Source organism: Domibacillus sp. (genome assembly GCF_031181085.1).
Lineage (GTDB): Bacteria > Bacillota > Bacilli > Bacillales > Domibacillaceae > Domibacillus.
Map to the genome: position 1 here is coordinate 52,165 of NZ_JAPSLE010000010.1, position 16,827 is coordinate 68,991.

A 16,827-nucleotide genomic window follows, 5' to 3' on the forward strand; every position below is an offset into this window, starting at 1 on the left:
ACAAAGGAAGAAGCCGGAAGGGCAAGCCGCCTAGATAAAGAAAAAAGTGCTCACCCCTTCCTGCTTTTGGGCAGGAAAGACAAGCACTTTTTCTTACAGGTTAATATATTGAGCTGGGTCAACAGCGTTTTCTTTACCTAATGTCCAAGGGCCTTTATGAATTTCAAAATGAAGATGCTGTCCGTAAGAACGGCCTGTGTTACCCATGTAGCCGATCACCTGGCCTTTGGATACGCTGCCGCCTTGTACAACACGCTCAGACAAATGCGCATAAACGGTTGTATAAATTTGTCCATTAATAGAATGCGAGATAAAAATCGCATTTCCATATGAATCTGAATAATAAGAACGGCTCACTACACCATCTGCAGCAGCTACGATCGGAACACTTTCGCTGTTCGCAATATCTATGCCTTTATGATCGCCAAGTGAACGGATGCCGTATCCTGACGTAAAGGTTCCCTCGGCCGGACGCATAAACATGCCGCCTGCATCAGCCGGAGTGGCTGCGGAACGAACCTCCTGCTTTGGCTCTGCTGCTGGAGCAGATGGCTGTTCTTGAGCAGCCGGTGCTGACGAAGAAGCAGAAGCGGCGGCTTTTGAAGCAGCTGCTTTTGCTGCCGCTGCAGCGGCGGCTTCCTGCTCCGCTTTCTTTTTCGCCGCTTCTTCCGCTAAACGTTTCTGCTCGGCAATACGGTCTTGCTCTGCTTTGATGGCTGCTTGAATCGAAGCTTCCTGCGCGCTTAGCAGGCTTTGTTCTTCTTCAAGGCTGAGCTTTTGCTCATGCGCTTCATGCTCATCCGCAACAAGGCCTTTCATCACTTCATTTTTCGCTTCACGCTGTTTTTCCAGCTTGGCTTTCATCGTTTGCAAGTCTGCCAGCATGTTTTCCAAGCTTGCAAGCTCTTCTTTTACTTTTTGTTCATTAGCTTCAAGTTGTTTTTTGTCCCGTTCCTGCTCCTGCAAAATCTCTTTATCTGCATTGACAAGTGCCGTAACAGCTGTTGCACGGCTGACAAAATCACTGAAGCTTTCTGCTCCAAGCAGTACTTCCATGTAGCTGGCTGATCCGCCGCTTTGCTGAATCGAGCGGGCACGGTCTTCTAATACTTTTGTACGCTCGGCAATACGAATCTTTAACTCTTCGATTTCCGCTCTCAAGCGTTCAATTTCTGCTTTTGTATCGGCAATTTCCTGCTCTTTTGCCCGGATCTTTGACTCGGAATCTGTAATCGCCCCATCCAGCTTACGGATTTCTGCGTTTATACTGTCCTGCTGCTGCTGAAGATTAGAAATAGCTTCCTCTTTTTTATTGATATTTTGTTCAAGACCGGATTTTTGTGATTGAATTTGCTGCTGGCGCTTTTGCAAATCAGATAAGCTTTCTGCTGAAGCGCCTCCCGTAAAACTGAATCCAATGGACGCTGCCACCGCAAGCGCCACGTACGATTTTCTTTTCAACGAATTGACCCCTCTCATCCCTGTATACTTGTTTTATATTTTCAAAAACCGTCTGACAGAAAGGAAGCTGCCCCATATTCCGATAAACACAGCCATCACCAGCATGAGTGCTGTAACCGGCAGCACAAGTGGAAGATAGTCGATAAAATCTATCAGCTGCGTTGCAAGTTTCGCAGAAAGGGCCTGCTCCACATAATAGTATCCAACTGCAATCGCTGCGATCGGAAGAATGGAGCCAAGCAGTCCGATCCACAGTCCTTCTAACAGAAACGGCCAGCGGATAAACCAGTTTGTCGCTCCAACAAGCTTCATAATCTCAATTTCTTTTCGACGGGCAAAAATAGTGATTTTAATTGTATTGGAGATTAGAAACATCGCAGTAAACAGAAGGCCTGCTACGAGGACAGCACCGACATTACGCGCTGTTTTCATAAAGCTGAACAAGTTTTTCACTTCTTCTTCTCCATATACCGCTTTTTCTGTTTGGGCAAATTGCTCAATTTTTCGTGCCACGTCCGGTGTATCCTGTGGACGCGCTGTTTTTACAATATAAACATCATACAGCGGATTGCTTTGTTCAAAGAGCGCGTAATCATTGCCCATATCTTTAATCAAGTTTTGCAGTTCCTGCTCCTTGGACGAATACGCAATGTTTTCAACTTCTGGCAGACTGCTAATCTGTTTCTTTAATTGCTCTTTTTCAGCTTCTGTCGTATCGAGCTTTATATGAACACGAACTTCTACATCATTTTCAATATCCGCTCCCGCTTTGTTTAAATTCAGCATAATCACTAGAAAAATGCCGGTTAACAAAAGCGTCACTGTAACCGCTGAAACAGCGGCAAACGTCATCCAGCCATTCCTCCGGAGATTCTTAAAGCTTTCCCTGAAATGGCGGCGCAAGGTTCTAGGCTTCATAACCATAATCACCCCGCTGTTCATCACGGACAATCCGTCCGTTTTCAATCGCAATAACCCGGCGCCGAAGCGTATTGACGATCTCTTTATTGTGCGTTGCCATCACGATTGTCGTGCCGCGCTCGTTAATTCTTTCAAAAAGGCGCATAATGTCCCAGGATGTGTCCGGATCAAGATTCCCGGTTGGCTCATCCGCGATAACCACCTTTGGATTGTTGACGATCGAACGGGCAACGGCCACCCGCTGCTGTTCCCCGCCGGACAATTCGGTCGGCAGCATGCGCGCTTTATGCTTCAGCCCGACTAAATCGAGCACCTCCATTACTCTCTTTCGGATGACAGCCGGCTCTTCTTCAATCACTTCAAGTGCAAAGGCCACATTTTCATATACAGTGAGAAGCGGCAAAAGCTTAAAATCCTGAAAGACAACGCCGACTTTGCGGCGCAGCGCAGGCACCGACCGCCTCTTTAGGGTGGCGGTGTTCACCCCGCCGACCGTTACAGTTCCGCCGGTCGGCTTTTCTTCACGATAGATTAATTTAATAAACGTCGATTTTCCGGCACCGCTCGGACCGACGATGTAAACAAATTCACCTTGCTTAATTGTGACGTCAACGCTTAACAGCGCTGTGACCCCATTGGGGTATTTTTTCGTCACGCCTTTCATGTCAATCATTTCATCACCTGGTTTCGTTAATTCGGGCGGTTTTTATACCCGTTCCGCCTGTCCACAAAACATTATAGCACTGTTTGTTTTGTCATAATGAAAAGAATATGTTACAGATTCGTTTCCTTTTGTAACATTATTCGACAAAAAAGCAGCAAAAAAAGCGCTTATCGAATAAGCGCTTTTGACGTTTGGGAGATAATCGAATGGAATTGTTTGTATTAAAAGATGGCCCCGGTTCTTTCAATTTTTACTTTTGTCTCAACTTTTATATCCATATCGGGATATACTTCTCCCCAGTCGAGCTTTTTAAAGGCGTCTGGATCTTTCGCTATCATTCTTCGTCCAATACCTAATGCGTCCGAATTGGCCTCCTGCATTTTTTGAACGGTTTGCTGAAGCAGTTTTTGCGCTTCTTCTGTCAGCTGCTGATTTAAGCTTTTCACCACCTTTTCTTTTTCTAATTGATCCGGAGGATACTCGATTACCTGCACCTCCATATCTACAGACACCGCTGCCGTTGGGTTTCCATTTTTCGGCACATTCACTTTCAGCTTTGCTTTTGAATCTATAAGCGTGACTGAGATATCCTCTTCTCCCTCTACACGGAATGTAAGCGGCAGCTCCTGCTGCGCCTGGTTTACCATGATTAAAAACGATGATGTTTCTTGCCCTGTCAACTCCCCGCTCATCGAGCGCCCGTTGAATAGTGCACTTCCGTTTATCTCTGCTGCTTTCTGCTCTTCATTATAGGAAATAAGAGGAATCAAAGCATCGCTTCCCCTATCTAAAAGAAGGTTACAGGCCAGCTGTATATTCGTAACCGGTATAGCTGATTCCTGTTCAGCTGTTTCAATTAACTTAAAAAAATAATCGCTGTAAAGTGTCTGTCCCTTGAAATCCTTATGAAAAAATTCATCCGCCCGTCCGTCTACCACTAGAAGCTTGGCGTTTAAGGGGCTGATAGGGTTACGGAAGTAGGCGTCCAGCAGAGCATACAGATCGTTTTGCGCACTTTCTTTTCCAACCATTAATACACTTAATTTTGAAATATCCAATGCACCATCAATACGGCGGTCCATCTGAAACGCCACATCCCGAATGGTCTGCCCTTTTTCCGACATGACTAAGCTTTGGGCAGCCTGCTGGGTCGGCCCTTCGGTTCCGCCCCCTCCACTGGTGGTTCCTTGGTTTTCCTGAGGAATTTCAATCGTCAGCGTCAGATTGTTTTCTTCTTCCCTGTCGATGCCTACGCCAAATATTAAATTCAGATCTTTAACTGACTTTTGGTCCCAGCAGCCTGCTAAAAGCAGAGAAAGAGGAATGATAGTCCACCAATTTCTCATCCTGTAACCTCCCGTTTTCTTCTGATAATGGCCACAAGGAGTAAAAAGAACGGAATAACAAATAGAAAAGCAATAGCGGCTGTTCCGGTGATTCTGCCGAGAATTTTGATGGCCTCTGCATTACTCGTATAAATAGCCAGCGGTACGATTAATACGCCCAAAACGTAAACAGACTTCTTATGGTGCTTCGCATTCACAACTTTGGCGGCACCCATTGCTGCTATATACAAGTAGCTCATAAAAGAAGTAATCGAAAACACAGCCCAAAGAGAAAGAAAAATAAGATCGAGCCGTTCTACAATGCCGAGTTCAATCGATTTAATCATATAAAGAACCGGCTCTGGTACATGTGTTAACTTAACGGTACTGAAATAAGCAAATGCGCAAAGCGCCAGCAATGTATAAATGATCGTAACAACCAAGCTCGCTCCTGCAGCAGCCATCCATTTTTTTTTGTTTTCCGCCTGTGTAAACGGAAAAAGCCAGAGCAGAATTTCGATACCGTTCAACGCAAAAAGAGCTTTTTGGGAACCTGATAAAACGGCTTTGAAGCCCGAAGAACCGACCGGAAGCAAATAGTACACGTTTAAGTAGTTCCACATTAAAAGAAAGACCAGGAGCACACCGAGAAGCAAAAAGGACATCAATACGTGAAACCGCGCGATGACGCGCACATCTTCCTGAATCAAATAAATGGTAAGAGCCGTAATAATGACTGCAAAAACAACAAACGGTGTACGTGGAAATGCCCAGTCTGCTGTAATAGAAAGAAAAATCGCTAAAACCTGGCTGGCAACCACGAAAAAAAAGAGTGTATAAAAGGCTATAATAACGATACTTAAAACGCGTCCAACAAGGAGCGGTAAAAAATCAGCCAATGTCTTTTCAGGAAAACGACGAGCCAATAGCCATATAACAAAGATCCCTATTTGTATGAAAAAACCAGCCAGTAAAACGGACATCCAGCCATCTTTTCCAGCAACTTGGTGAACCTCATATGGAAGAGTTAAGATTCCTACCCCTACCTGAGTTTGCAGCAGGAAAAAAAAGAGCTGCCAACCCGAAATACTTGCTTCTCTTTTCATTTTTCCACCCACTGTCTTCCTTTGTTCTCTCTTTTCAGTGTCTGCGGTTTGCTGTCATATGGCCGCTTCGTTAGTTTCCACCACGTTTTCCTTATAAAAACGTCCTTTAAATCCTTTACTCGAAGTGGCGCAAGTGGTGAGAAATATGGCATTCCAAGAGACGTGAGCTTGCACAAATGAATCAAGAGGATCATGAGCGCAAACACAATACCGAAGAATCCAAACAGGGATGCCGACACCATAAAAGGAAATCGAAGAAGGCGAATGGCTGTATTCATTTCGATTGAAGGAACCACATAAGAAGAAATGGCGGTTAAGGCGACAACAATGATCGTAAAGTTCGAAACGAGCCCTGCACTTACGACCGCATCCCCGATCACCAGACCGCCGACAATGCCAATCGTCTGGCCAATTGGCGTTGGCAGCCGGATCCCCGCTTCCCGGATCAGTTCAATCGTCAGCTCCATAAATAGAGCTTCAATTAGGGCTGGATACGGAACTTGCTCCACGGAACCCTTTAACTGCAAAATTAAATCCCTCGGCACGATTTCCGAGTGAAAACTGACGACTGAAATATAAAAAGCGGGCAGAAGAATCGCAAAGAAAAAGGAAAACAAGCGGATCATTCGATAAAAAGACCCGGCAAGCGACCGTGACGTATAATCATCCGGAGACTGGTAAAAGGAAAAAAAGGAAACCGGCGCGATCAAGCAGGTTGGACCGCCGTTTATGAAAACGGCAATACGCCCTTCCAGCAAATTAGCCGCGACCCGGTCCGGTCTTTCCGTGTTCAACATCTGAGGGAAAGGGGACAGGGTGGAATCTTCGATTAATTCTTCAATCTGCCCTGCATTGTAAATGATCTCCGCATCAATGGACTCCAGCCTTTTTTTCAATCGTTGGACGAGCTCTGGATTCGCAATATCTTTTTCATACATAATCGCCAGTGAATTAGTGGTTCTGTTTACTTTTTCTAAATATTCAACCACCAGCCCTTTACTTTCAATCCGTTTGCGGACCAAGAAGATATTAACTGACATATCTTCAACAAAGCCGTCATGAGGACCGCGCACCACTTTTTCATTCATAGGCTCTCTAATAGCACGCCCCGTATCTCTTTCTGTTCTACAAAGCAGGCAGGCTGAATTTCCTTCTATAAATAGCAGGGTCTTCCCTCTTAATAACCCTTTTAATGCATCATTATGATCTGCCGCTTCTTCATACTCGATCACCGTTAAGGCCGCTTCCGGCTTTTTTGAACCATTTTCCTTTAACGGCTGAAGGACATGATTTTCAACTTTGACCGCTTCGACCATCGTTTCCATATATAAAAGGATTCCCTGTGCTTTCCCGTAGGAAAATGTTCGTTGTTTTATATCGCTTGAATGAATCAGTGCTGTGATTGCGGCCGCATTTTCGGATGCTGATTTCTTAAATACACCGCCTTTATCCTGCCGCCAAAATGGCATAATACCTCGCCCCTTTTCTAAGTAGGATGAGGAAAACCCGGCATTTTATGCATAAAAAAGAACCAGCAGGTGCCGGTTCCGCATTTCAGTGTTATTTTTTTTCAGCCAGCCAGGCAGCCACTGCTTCCGCTTCTTCACCTTCTACTACATTTTTCGGCATCTGCCCCTGCCCGTTTTCAATCACATTTAAAATTTCTTCTTTGCTCATCTTCGACCCAATATTGCTCAGCTCCGGCCCAAATGCCCCTTCAAGATTTTCGCCGTGGCAGCTTAAGCAGCTTTGCGTATACACTTCTTCACCGGCCGAAGCCGTTGTTTCTCCTGTTCCTTCATCTGTAGACGGTGTTTGTTCTTCTGTTTCTTCGACCGCTGCATCTTCTCCGCCGCCGCATGCAGCCAGTGCCAGAGATGAACCAAGCATCAATGCCAGCAGTGACTTTTTCCACTTCATTTCCTTGTTCCCCCTTCTCTCGATAAAAACTCACCGTAAGTATACCAAACTCGGCAGCCTATGACGAAAAAGCAAGTTTTATTCCCGGCTTTTCATCAAGGCAGGCGTGTAGATACACCGGGGGTTTTCTTACAGCTACGTCATTGGAGGAACTTGAAGACGGTCGTCAAACAAATCAACGGTCAGCTGACCAGTTGAATCCACTTGTCCAAGAAAAACGTTATCAACGGTTACTCCCTGCTTTTGGAGTTCTTCATGAAGCCAGCCTCTATTTAACCGGAGAGCGGCAAGCGACTCGTCAAGAATACGGCCATCCATAATGACGGTCTGCGGTTCTTTTTCCGGGCGGACCGAGAGTCCCAGCATCGCAGGTGTTAACGGCTGGTTTTCTTTTTTTAGCAAGACACTTAAATCTCCTGATGCTTCCAATACCGCGAATTCTACATCTGCGGCTTGAAACACATTTTTTTGCCGCAGAAGTTCGGAAAGTTCATCAATGGTGTACCGTTCTTTTTTTAAATTTTCTTCCAGTATTTTTCCTTCTTTAATAAAAATGACACCTTTTCCCTCCACAAACCTGCGGAACTTCCGGCTTTTCAATGAAATATAGCCCGTTAAAAAGGGAATTACCGTAAACACAGCAAGACCAACTACCCCGTGGACCACATCCCGTTCCAGTCCCATAATCACTTCTCCGCCAATACTTCCGATGGTGATGCCTGCTACATATTCAAAGAAAGACAGCTGGGCCAGCTGCTTTTTCCCCAAGACTTTCGTAATGAGAAACAACACTGCTGTAAACAGTACGGCGCGAAAGGTAACATCTAACCAATCCGGCATGGCTGTACCTCCTTTTTCGCCATTCTTAATACGTCTCTAACCGTTTTTGTACATCGTCCGCTGCTTCCCTGACAGCCAGAATAGCCTCATACAGCTCCTCTTTAGACTCTTCCCGCTTTGACAGCACGATAAGTGTCGAAAGGCTTGACTGGATGCTTCTTAAGCTGGCCAGGCATTGATCCATTTCACTTGTTACTTTCATTCCCCTTCGGCCTCAATCGATACGGCATGGGCGATACATGGAATGGATTCACCCTGCTGGAACGTAAGCGGCGATAAAAGGGCACCGGTTGCCACAACGAGCATACGGTTGATTTTTCCTTTTTTCATCTCGTTCAATAAATGGCCGTACGCGACTACAGCTGAACAGCCCGGACCGCTGCCGCCTGAATAAACCGGCTGGCTTTCGTTGTAAATCATAATGCCGCAGTCTTTGTACTGCTCTTCCTTAACAGGCGTGCCATTTTTCTTGAACAAGTCCATGGAAACAGAATGGCCGATCCGGCCCAAATCACCGGTTACAATTAAGTCGTAATACGAAGGATCAACGCCGCGGTCTTTTAAATGCGCTTCAATGGTATCGACTGCGGCCGGAGCCATCGCACCGCCCATATTAAACGGATCGCTCAGGCCCATATCGATCACTTTCCCAATCGTTGCAGAAGTCACCCGCGGGCCGCTTCCTTCATTTCCTAAAAGTGCCGCTCCTGCTCCCGTTATGGTCCATTGAGACGTCGGCGGCTTTTGACCGCCATATTCCGTTGGATAGCGAAACTGTTTTTCCACAGCCGCGTTATGGCTTGAAGCACCGGCGATCACATAATCCGCACCGCCTGCATTGATAATCATCGCGCCCAGCGCCAGTCCTTCCATCGACGTGGCACAGGCGCTGAACAAGCCAAGATACGGCGCGCCAATCGACCGGCTCGCCAGGCTTGTCGGCGTAATCTGGTTAATTAAGTCGCCGCCTAAAATATATTGCACCTGCTCTTTATGGCGTCTTCCTTTTGCCAGTGCGGTTTCACACGCCTGCTCAAACAGGAGCCGGTGAGCTTTTTCATAAGAATCTTCCCCCAGCCATAAATCCTCGTGCAGCATATCAAAATCATCCGCCAGCGGGCCCTTTCCTTCAAACGGACCGCCTATGGTTCCTGTTGCTACAATCACCGGTTTTTGGTCAAACACCCACGTGCGCTTCCCCATCTGCATCACAAACCACCCCATTGAATCCATAAAATTTTAATAGTGGCGACAATAAAAGCTGAAAACACTCCGAATAAAATAACCGATCCTGCCAGTTTAAACATATTGCCGCCGACCCCAAGCACAAATCCTTCAGAACGATGCTCAATAGCAGCTGAAATCACCGCGTTTCCAAATCCGGTCAGCGGTACAGCAGAGCCAGCTCCCGCAAATTGACCTATCCGGTCATAAACCCCAAACCCGGTCAGGAGCATAGCAATAAAAATCATCGTGCCGGCCGTCGGGTTCCCGGCTGTCTGCTCCGTAAAGTTAAAAAAGAAAATATAAAAGTATTGAATGGCCTGGCCGACTACACAAATAAGACCGCCGACTAAAAAAGCATGCAGGCAGTTTCGTGCAACCGGACGTTTTGCTTCCCGCTTTTTCTGCAGCTTTTGATAATCTGTCTGTTCTTGTGTTAAATTTTTTTGATCTGCCATGTTGTCACGTCCTTCTCTGTCGCTGTCACATTTTTTTGCTTGAACAGAGATAGCGTGACAAAAAAAAGCCATATTTATTCATCCAAGAAGTAACAGGACAAACGGAGAGAAAGTTGGGGCACGATATAGCTGTAAAGAAACGGAGGGGTGTAAATGTCAAAGTGGAGCCGGCTGCCGATGGCATGCCTCATCCTTTATTTTTTAAGCGCCATGCCTGTTTCCGCGGAACAGCGCGTTACGGAGGAAAGAGCAGCGTATTACGACAAAATGGAACGGCAGACGCTGCTGCCGTGGTATTATTTAGCCGCTGTTGATCAATTCGAGCGGAATATTCAAGCAGTCCGTGATGACCTGCCTGACCGAACCGGCACAATCAGCATTCATTTTCCGCGCAGCACCTGGGCTGGACAACTGAACCCGCTGAAAAAAACAACGACACCCGCCGTGATTACTTTTTTCGGCGGCCGCGGGCTTGATGGCGATCAAGACGGAAAAGCCGATCCAAATGATCCGGATGATGTGTTGTTCACAATGGCGACCCTGTTAACGAAAAACGGCTACCTGGAATCGGATATTAAAAAAGCATTGAAGGATTATTATAAAAAAGACGCATCGGTGAAACAGATCATGACGATTGCGGCTTTGTACCGACACTTCGATACAATTGAGCTGGATGGCCATGCTTTCCCTCTTCCTTTAGGGTATAACTACAGCTACCGCAGCACGTGGGGGGACAAACGCGGCTGGGGCGGGCGCCGGATGCATGAAGGAACCGATTTGTTTGCTTCTTATGGTGTCCCGGTGCGGGCCACCACATACGGAATCATTGAAATAAAAGGATGGAATGAATATGGCGGCTGGCGGGTCGGCATCCGGGATGTCCATAATGTGTACCATTATTTTGCCCATCTGTCCGGCTTTGAAAAAGGAATAAAAGAAGGCATGATTGTTAAACCAGGCACGGTTGTCGGTTACGTCGGCAGCTCCGGCTATGGTAAGCCGGGCACAGCCGGCAAGTTTCCGCCTCATCTTCATTACGGGATGTACAAATATAACGGCCGGATGGAATGGGCATTTGACCCGTACCCGTCTCTTTCCCACTGGGAACAGGCGGAAAAAGCCGAAAAAAAATCGAATTAACGAAAAAACCACCGAACCGCATGGGTTCTGGTGGTTTGTTTCATTTTACAGGCGTGAGCGAAGGTACGCATTGATAAATGCGTCTAAATCGCCATCCATGACCGCTTGGATGTTTCCGGTTTCCTCGCTTGTCCGGTGGTCTTTTACCATGGAATACGGATGGAATACATATGAGCGAATCTGGCTTCCCCAGCCGATTTCCTTTTGTTCACCGCGGATTTCAGCAAGCTCTGCTTCCTGCTCCTCTAAGCGGCGCTGATACAATTTCCCTTTGAGCATCTTCATTGCATGCTCACGGTTTTTAATTTGCGAACGCTCTGTCTGGCACGTAACTACAACGCCTGTCGGGATGTGGGTAATCCGTACAGCCGAATCCGTTGTGTTGATGTGCTGACCGCCGGCGCCGCTTGCCCGGTACGTATCGATTTTCAAATCTTCTGTCCGGATTTCGATTTCGATTTCTTCATTAAATTCCGGCATGACTTCACACGATACGAAAGAAGTATGGCGGCGGCCTGATGAATCAAATGGTGAAATCCGCACAAGGCGATGAACGCCTTTTTCCGCTTTTAAATAACCGTAGGCGTTATGGCCTTTAATAAGAAGTGTTACACTTTTAACGCCGGCTTCATCGCCCGGCAGGTAATCAATTGTTTCCACTTTAAAGCCGCGCTTTTCTGCCCAGCGTGTGTACATCCGCAGCAGAAGTGATGCCCAGTCCTGTGACTCGGTTCCGCCGGCACCAGGGTGAAGCTCTAAAATGGCATTGTTTTTATCATGCTGTTCGCTCAGCAAAAGCTGAAGCTCAAAATTGTCAAGACGCGTTTGAAATTCTTTCGTTTCATTCGCAAGCTCTTCATGCAAATCCGCATCGTTTTCTTCTTTTAACAGCTCGTGGGTCATTTCAAGATTTTCCTGTGTTTCCACCAAATCTTTATATTCATTCACAAGCTCTTTGAGCGCGTTTGATTCATTAATAACCGCCTGTGCACCCTGCTGGTCATTCCAGAAATCAGGGTCAAGCATACGGTCTTCAAGCTCTGCCATTCGTGCCTCTTTGTTTTCTAAGTCAAAGAGACCCCCTGAAGTCCGCCAATTTCTCGGCTGAATTGTCAAGCGTGTTGCGAATTTCAAATAGTTCCATTTAGTCCACCTCTAAATTAATGTAATACAAGAGTACAGGTGCGGAAAAACCGCACCCAGTCCGCTGTCAAACGCCTGCTTTCAACGCTGTTGCACGATTTGAAAGCAATTCGTTTTCAGGCATCCTGTTTTTACTCTTGAAGTCCGTGACAGTTTTTATACTTTTTGCCGCTGCCGCATGGACACATCTCATTGCGTCCGATTTCCGGCGCTTTACGAAGCGGTTTTTTCTTTTTCGGTGCTTCTTCTTCTTTCGGATTGACCGCCTGGCCTTTTGCTACTTCCTGGCGCTCAAGGTTGCTGCGGATCTCCGCTTTCATGACATACTTGGCTGCTTCTTCATTGATGGCAGCAATCATTTGCTCAAACATGGCAAAGCCTTCGTTTTGATACTCGCGAAGCGGATCAATCTGTCCGTAAGCACGCAGGTGAATCCCCTGGCGAAGCTGATCCATCGCATCAATATGGTTGATCCATTTTGAATCGACAGCACGAAGCAGTACAACTTTTTCAAATTCACGCATTTGCTCGGCGCCAAGCTGTGCTTCTCGCTCATTGTAGCGTTCCGTAACTTTGTCGGAAATAATGCGGCTGATTGTATCGAGGTCCTGGCCGCGAAGTTCATCCGCTGATACCGCTCCCTCTTCAAGCAGGTTCGCGTTTACCGTGTCGGCAATGCCTTCTGCGTCATACGGATCGGCCGCCTCTTCATCGTTCGCATGCGCCGCAATCGTCGCCGCGATCGTTTTGGTCACCATTTCTTCTAAAATGCTGCGCAGGTTTTCTGCTTCGAGCACTTCATCACGCTGCTTGTAAATAATTTCACGCTGCTGGCGTAATACATCATCATATTCAAGAAGGCGTTTCCGCGCGTCAAAGTTATTGCCTTCTACGCGTTTCTGCGCAGATTCAACCGCCCGGGATACCATCTTGCTTTGAATAGGCTGAGTGTCGTCCATGCCAAGCTTGGCCATCATCGACTTCATATTATCCGATCCGAAGCGGCGCATCAATTCATCTTCCATTGACAGATAAAACTGGGTGACACCCGGGTCGCCCTGACGGCCGGAGCGTCCGCGAAGCTGATTATCAATCCGGCGTGATTCATGGCGCTCCGTTCCAATAACAGCCAGTCCGCCAAGCTCTTTGACGCCTTCACCGAGTTTGATATCGGTTCCGCGTCCAGCCATGTTAGTCGCAATCGTCACGGCACCCGGCTGTCCGGCATCCTGGATGATTTCCGCTTCCCGCTCGTGGTTTTTCGCATTCAGTACGTTGTGCGGAACGCCTCGCTTCGTTAAGTGGGCTGAAATAAGCTCAGATGTTTCGATCGCCACTGTCCCGACTAGAACCGGCTGTTTTTTCTGGTAGCGCTCATGGATATCTTCCACAACAGCCATAAATTTACCGTTCATCGTTGCGTAAATTAAATCGGCGCGGTCATCACGGGCAATTGGACGGTTTGTCGGAATCGCCACTACACGCATATTATAAATGTTGCGGAATTCTTCTTCTTCCGTGCGGGCCGTACCCGTCATGCCGGAAAGCTTTTCATACATCCGGAAGAAGTTCTGGAATGTAATCGTCGCCATCGTCATGCTTTCATTTTGAATTTGAACGCCTTCTTTTGCTTCAATAGCTTGATGAAGCCCATCAGAATAGCGGCGCCCTTTCATTAAGCGGCCGGTAAACTGGTCAACGATGACCACTTCCCCATCCTGCACAACGTAATCTACGTCGCGATGCATCGTCACACGCGCTTTTAACGCCTGTGTGATATGGTGGTTTAAGCCGACATGCTTCAAGTCAAACAAGTTTTCAATGCCGAATGCTTTTTCCGCTTTCGTCATTCCTTCTTCGGTTAACAGCACGCTTTTCGTTTTAATATCAACCGTGAAATCTTCTTCTTCTTTCAGCGTACGGACGAACGAAAACGCATGGATATACAGCTGCGTTGATTTGGCTGCCTGTCCGGAAATGATCAGCGGCGTCCGCGCTTCATCGATTAAGATAGAGTCCACTTCATCAATGACCGCATAGTGAAGCGGACGCTGTACTTTATGCTCTTTGTACAGCACCATATTGTCACGCAGGTAGTCAAAGCCAAATTCGTTGTTTGTTCCGTACGTAATGTCACACTCGTACGCTTCTTTTTTCTGCTCTTTCGACAAGCTGTTTAAATTCAAGCCGACTGTTAAGCCAAGAAACTCGTAAAGACGGCCCATTTCTTCCGCATCACGGGATGCCAGGTATTCATTGACGGTAATAACATGAACGCCTTTGCCGGAAATCGCATTTAAATAAACCGGCATTGTGGCCGTCAGCGTTTTCCCTTCACCGGTTTTCATTTCAGAGATATTCCCATCATGAAGGGCGGCTCCCCCCATGAGCTGAACACGGTACGGATAAAGGCCAAGCACACGCTTCGCGGCTTCCCGTACAACAGCAAACGTTTCTACAAGCAGGTCATCAAGCGATTCGCCTTTTTGATAACGCTGTTTGAATTCTTCTGTTTTATCTTTTAACGCTGCATCGGAAAGCGCCGCTGTTTCATCCGCCAGCGCCTCCACTTTTACAGCTGTTTTTTCAAGTTTTTTTATTTCTTTTTTATTCGCATCAAACACTTTATTTAATAAACCCATCTTAAACGCTCCTTTTCAGGTTCAACAGGGCAAAACCTTCGCATTTTTCCTAGTTAATAGTACCACTTCTGAAGGTGAGCGTACACTCATATGGTTTATTTTTGCCCGCTTACCGCTGCCTGCAATTTTTCTTCCAGTACAGCTTCCATTTCCTTCTGCCGTTTTGAAAGTGTTGCAGCAGAAATACCATAGCGGCTTGCGATCGCTGCCTTTGATTCTTTCACATCAAGCAGTTCGTGCGCTTGAAGAAGAGCGATCATGGCAGCAGTAAAGACTTCAGGCTTCCGGACTGCCGGGTCTTCCTTCGAGCAGTAGTAATTCCAAAGAAGCACGGCCATTTGAGCTACAGGCTGCCCATACTGCTCCTGTTCAAACGAAGCTTCCATATGCGCGGCTGTTTCCTTTTGCGCTTCTTTTGCCCACATCAATGTCGTCAGATCAACAGCGGCATGTCCTTTTTCATACACGGCAAACAATGTATCCATTACACTGACAAAGTTATGTATGAAAAAGTCCTGCGTATCTTCAAAAGCAGACTCATTAAACATATTGCGGACAGCAGCTGCCATCGCTTCTGCATGTGCTGCTTCAAAATGGAAATCTGTCATAAAAAACGTATAATCAGATTCATGCGGCAGCAGTGCTCCGGTCACAAACGCGCCAACAAGATCAACACTTCGGAGTGCCCGTACAGAATAAACCTCGTCTGTTAAAATATCACGCACTCGATAGACAGGTCCGTCGCATGATTCGATGACTCCGGTCATAAAGCGGTAATCTACCCACGAAGAGACAATTTCCGCTGTGCGCTGACGTGAAATAGATGGTACGCGACGTTTCACAAATTTCGTTAAAATCGTCTCGTTTTCTTTAATCGTCCGGGTTAAAATCGCCCAAATTTCAAATGTTACAAGAAACACCTGTTCATTTTGACGCAGTGTTTCATTTGACCGAAGCAGCGGCTGAAACTCTTTTTTCAGCATCGCTGAATGATTTTCCATTGCATAATCAATCAATTCCCGCTGAATCACACTTGCTTCTTCTACCAAAACCGGTACAATCGCCGCTCCTTCTCTTTTTCCGCAGCATTTTTTATATTTTCTTCCGCTGCCGCATAGGCACGGATCATTTCGTCCAATTGACATGTTCTTTTTTCCTCCTCGTGCAAAGTCACGCTCTTTATCATATCATGAATCGCACATACAAAAAAGAAGCCCGCGTATTCTGCGGACTTCTTAGGGTGCTCATACATGCTCGGTTGCCGGTATCTGCCGGCTCCGATGCTCATAATCTGTATGGTCACTCGCTTGGTGCCTCAAAAGAAAAGCATGGTATCAGCCTGCTTTCTTAATATAAAAGAAAAAGATTAGTTGGTTTCAATTAAGCCATATTTGCCGTCACTTCGTTTGTACACAATGTTTGTGCCATCTGTTTCAGCATCTGTGTAAATAAAGAAGTTATGGCCCAGCAGATTCATTTGAAGAACCGCTTCTTCTGAATCCATTGGCTTCAAGTCAATTTGTTTCGTCCGGACAACCTGCAGATCGTCCTGCTCTTCTTCTACAGCCACGCTGTCAGCCTGCACCGCGAAATAATCCTGCGGCTCACCTTTTTCACGGAACTTGCGGTTTACTTTCGTTTTATGTTTGCGAATCTGGCGCTCTAGTTTATCTGTAATTAAATCAACAGCTGCATATAGATCCGGATTACGTTCCTCTGCGCGAAGAACGAGATTTTTCATCGGGATCGTCACTTCTACTTTTGCGTTTGTGTTATTGTACGTTTTTAAGTTCACGTGCACATTCGCATTAGGAGTTTCGGTGAAATAGCGCTCAAGCTTACTGATCTTTTTCTCTACATACTCACGAATAGCCGGAGTCACTTCAATATTTTCACCGCGAATGTTATAGTTCATCATGCTAGAACTCCTCCTTCAACTAATTGCTATACTTCTATATTCTTTATGTACCCTTCAGAATCCTT

Annotated in this window: 15 protein-coding genes and 1 pseudogene; 1 reads left to right on the plus strand and 15 read right to left on the minus strand. The window is 46.5% G+C overall.

Annotated elements, in window-relative coordinates; genetic code table 11:
• Window positions 1-93: 93 nt before the first annotated feature.
• The 11 genes and pseudogenes from RIN81_RS13965 to spoVAC all read right to left on the minus strand — a co-directional run bounded on the left by RIN81_RS13965 (window position 94) and on the right by spoVAC (window position 9,919).
• Complete coding sequence (locus RIN81_RS13965; protein WP_309091158.1) at window positions 94-1,461, minus strand: murein hydrolase activator EnvC family protein; 1,368 nt, start codon at window positions 1,459-1,461, stop codon at window positions 94-96.
• Window positions 1,462-1,494: 33 nt separating this feature from the next.
• Window positions 1,495-2,379: a permease-like cell division protein FtsX gene (ftsX, locus tag RIN81_RS13970; RefSeq protein WP_309091160.1), complete on the minus strand. Its 885-nt coding sequence runs from the start codon at window positions 2,377-2,379 to the stop codon at window positions 1,495-1,497.
• A complete protein-coding gene (ftsE, locus tag RIN81_RS13975; protein ID WP_309091162.1) occupies window positions 2,369-3,055 on the minus strand; it encodes a cell division ATP-binding protein FtsE in 687 nt (228 codons plus the stop codon). The genes ftsX and ftsE overlap by 11 nt, the downstream gene beginning before the upstream one ends.
• Before the next feature lie 212 nt (window positions 3,056-3,267).
• Window positions 3,268-4,392 carry a Ger(x)C family spore germination protein gene (locus RIN81_RS13980; RefSeq protein ID WP_309091164.1) on the minus strand — a complete coding sequence of 375 codons (1,125 nt, stop codon included), beginning with the start codon at window positions 4,390-4,392 and terminating at the stop codon, window positions 3,268-3,270.
• Window positions 4,389-5,477 (minus strand): GerAB/ArcD/ProY family transporter, encoded by a 1,089-nt coding sequence (locus RIN81_RS13985; RefSeq protein ID WP_309091166.1) that lies wholly within the window; start codon window positions 5,475-5,477, stop codon window positions 4,389-4,391. The genes RIN81_RS13980 and RIN81_RS13985 overlap by 4 nt, the downstream gene beginning before the upstream one ends.
• The gene (locus tag RIN81_RS13990) at window positions 5,474-6,946 is read right to left on the minus strand and encodes a spore germination protein (RefSeq protein ID WP_309091168.1); all 1,473 of its coding nucleotides are present in this window, start codon (window positions 6,944-6,946) and stop codon (window positions 5,474-5,476) included. The genes RIN81_RS13985 and RIN81_RS13990 overlap by 4 nt, the downstream gene beginning before the upstream one ends.
• A gap of 91 nt (window positions 6,947-7,037) precedes the next feature.
• Complete coding sequence (gene cccB, locus RIN81_RS13995; RefSeq protein ID WP_309091170.1) at window positions 7,038-7,397, minus strand: cytochrome c551; 360 nt, start codon at window positions 7,395-7,397, stop codon at window positions 7,038-7,040.
• A 144-nt stretch (window positions 7,398-7,541) separates the two neighbouring features.
• A pseudogene (locus tag RIN81_RS14000) lies at window positions 7,542-8,237 on the minus strand (DUF421 domain-containing protein); the annotation flags it as partial.
• A 25-nt stretch (window positions 8,238-8,262) separates the two neighbouring features.
• On the minus strand, window positions 8,263-8,439 hold the full coding sequence (locus tag RIN81_RS14005) for a DUF1657 domain-containing protein (RefSeq protein WP_242231878.1): 177 nt from the start codon (window positions 8,437-8,439) through the stop codon (window positions 8,263-8,265).
• Window positions 8,436-9,446, minus strand: a complete 1,011-nt coding sequence (spoVAD, locus tag RIN81_RS14010) for a stage V sporulation protein AD (protein ID WP_309091172.1) — start codon at window positions 9,444-9,446, stop codon at window positions 8,436-8,438. Before spoVAD ends, RIN81_RS14005 begins: the two co-directional genes overlap by 4 nt.
• On the minus strand, window positions 9,446-9,919 hold the full coding sequence (gene spoVAC, locus RIN81_RS14015) for a stage V sporulation protein AC (protein WP_309091174.1): 474 nt from the start codon (window positions 9,917-9,919) through the stop codon (window positions 9,446-9,448). Before spoVAC ends, spoVAD begins: the two co-directional genes overlap by 1 nt.
• A gap of 153 nt (window positions 9,920-10,072) precedes the next feature.
• Between spoVAC and RIN81_RS14020 the strand changes: the two genes are divergently transcribed.
• Window positions 10,073-11,059 carry a M23 family metallopeptidase gene (locus RIN81_RS14020; RefSeq protein ID WP_309091176.1) on the plus strand — a complete coding sequence of 329 codons (987 nt, stop codon included), beginning with the start codon at window positions 10,073-10,075 and terminating at the stop codon, window positions 11,057-11,059.
• A 45-nt stretch (window positions 11,060-11,104) separates the two neighbouring features.
• Here RIN81_RS14020 and prfB read toward each other — a convergent pair.
• The 4 genes from prfB to hpf all read right to left on the minus strand — a co-directional run bounded on the left by prfB (window position 11,105) and on the right by hpf (window position 16,762).
• A protein-coding gene (gene prfB, locus RIN81_RS14025) for a peptide chain release factor 2 (RefSeq protein ID WP_242231882.1) occupies window positions 11,105-12,203 on the minus strand; the annotation gives its coding sequence in 2 pieces (ribosomal slippage) (window positions 11,105-12,130 and window positions 12,132-12,203; 1,098 coding nt in all).
• Window positions 12,204-12,333: 130 nt separating this feature from the next.
• Window positions 12,334-14,844, minus strand: coding sequence for a preprotein translocase subunit SecA (secA, locus tag RIN81_RS14030; protein ID WP_309091179.1), 2,511 nt, complete (start codon window positions 14,842-14,844; stop codon window positions 12,334-12,336).
• Window positions 14,845-14,939: 95 nt separating this feature from the next.
• Window positions 14,940-15,989, minus strand: coding sequence for an SEC-C metal-binding domain-containing protein (locus tag RIN81_RS14035; protein ID WP_309091181.1), 1,050 nt, complete (start codon window positions 15,987-15,989; stop codon window positions 14,940-14,942).
• Window positions 15,990-16,210: 221 nt separating this feature from the next.
• Window positions 16,211-16,762 carry a ribosome hibernation-promoting factor, HPF/YfiA family gene (gene hpf / locus RIN81_RS14040; protein WP_309091183.1) on the minus strand — a complete coding sequence of 184 codons (552 nt, stop codon included), beginning with the start codon at window positions 16,760-16,762 and terminating at the stop codon, window positions 16,211-16,213.
• Window positions 16,763-16,827 lie beyond the last annotated feature (65 nt).

Bases quoted from the DNA above. Each gene is read 5' to 3' on its own strand.
- ftsX (WP_309091160.1), bottom strand. From the start codon at position 2,379: ATGAAGCCTAGAACCTTGCGCCGCCATTTCAGGGAAAGCTTTAAGAAT.
- hpf (WP_309091183.1), bottom strand. From the start codon at position 16,762: ATGATGAACTATAACATTCGCGGTGAAAATATTGAAGTGACTCCGGCT.
- secA (WP_309091179.1), bottom strand. From the start codon at position 14,844: ATGGGTTTATTAAATAAAGTGTTTGATGCGAATAAAAAAGAAATAAAA.
- ftsE (WP_309091162.1), bottom strand. From the start codon at position 3,055: ATGATTGACATGAAAGGCGTGACGAAAAAATACCCCAATGGGGTCACA.
- RIN81_RS13980 (WP_309091164.1), bottom strand. From the start codon at position 4,392: ATGAGAAATTGGTGGACTATCATTCCTCTTTCTCTGCTTTTAGCAGGC.
- RIN81_RS13985 (WP_309091166.1), bottom strand. From the start codon at position 5,477: ATGAAAAGAGAAGCAAGTATTTCGGGTTGGCAGCTCTTTTTTTTCCTG.
- cccB (WP_309091170.1), bottom strand. From the start codon at position 7,397: ATGAAGTGGAAAAAGTCACTGCTGGCATTGATGCTTGGTTCATCTCTG.
- RIN81_RS14035 (WP_309091181.1), bottom strand. From the start codon at position 15,989: ATGTCAATTGGACGAAATGATCCGTGCCTATGCGGCAGCGGAAGAAAA.
- RIN81_RS13990 (WP_309091168.1), bottom strand. From the start codon at position 6,946: ATGCCATTTTGGCGGCAGGATAAAGGCGGTGTATTTAAGAAATCAGCA.
- RIN81_RS14020 (WP_309091176.1), top strand. From the start codon at position 10,073: ATGTCAAAGTGGAGCCGGCTGCCGATGGCATGCCTCATCCTTTATTTT.
- RIN81_RS14005 (WP_242231878.1), bottom strand. From the start codon at position 8,439: ATGAAAGTAACAAGTGAAATGGATCAATGCCTGGCCAGCTTAAGAAGC.
- spoVAC (WP_309091174.1), bottom strand. From the start codon at position 9,919: ATGGCAGATCAAAAAAATTTAACACAAGAACAGACAGATTATCAAAAG.
- spoVAD (WP_309091172.1), bottom strand. From the start codon at position 9,446: ATGCAGATGGGGAAGCGCACGTGGGTGTTTGACCAAAAACCGGTGATT.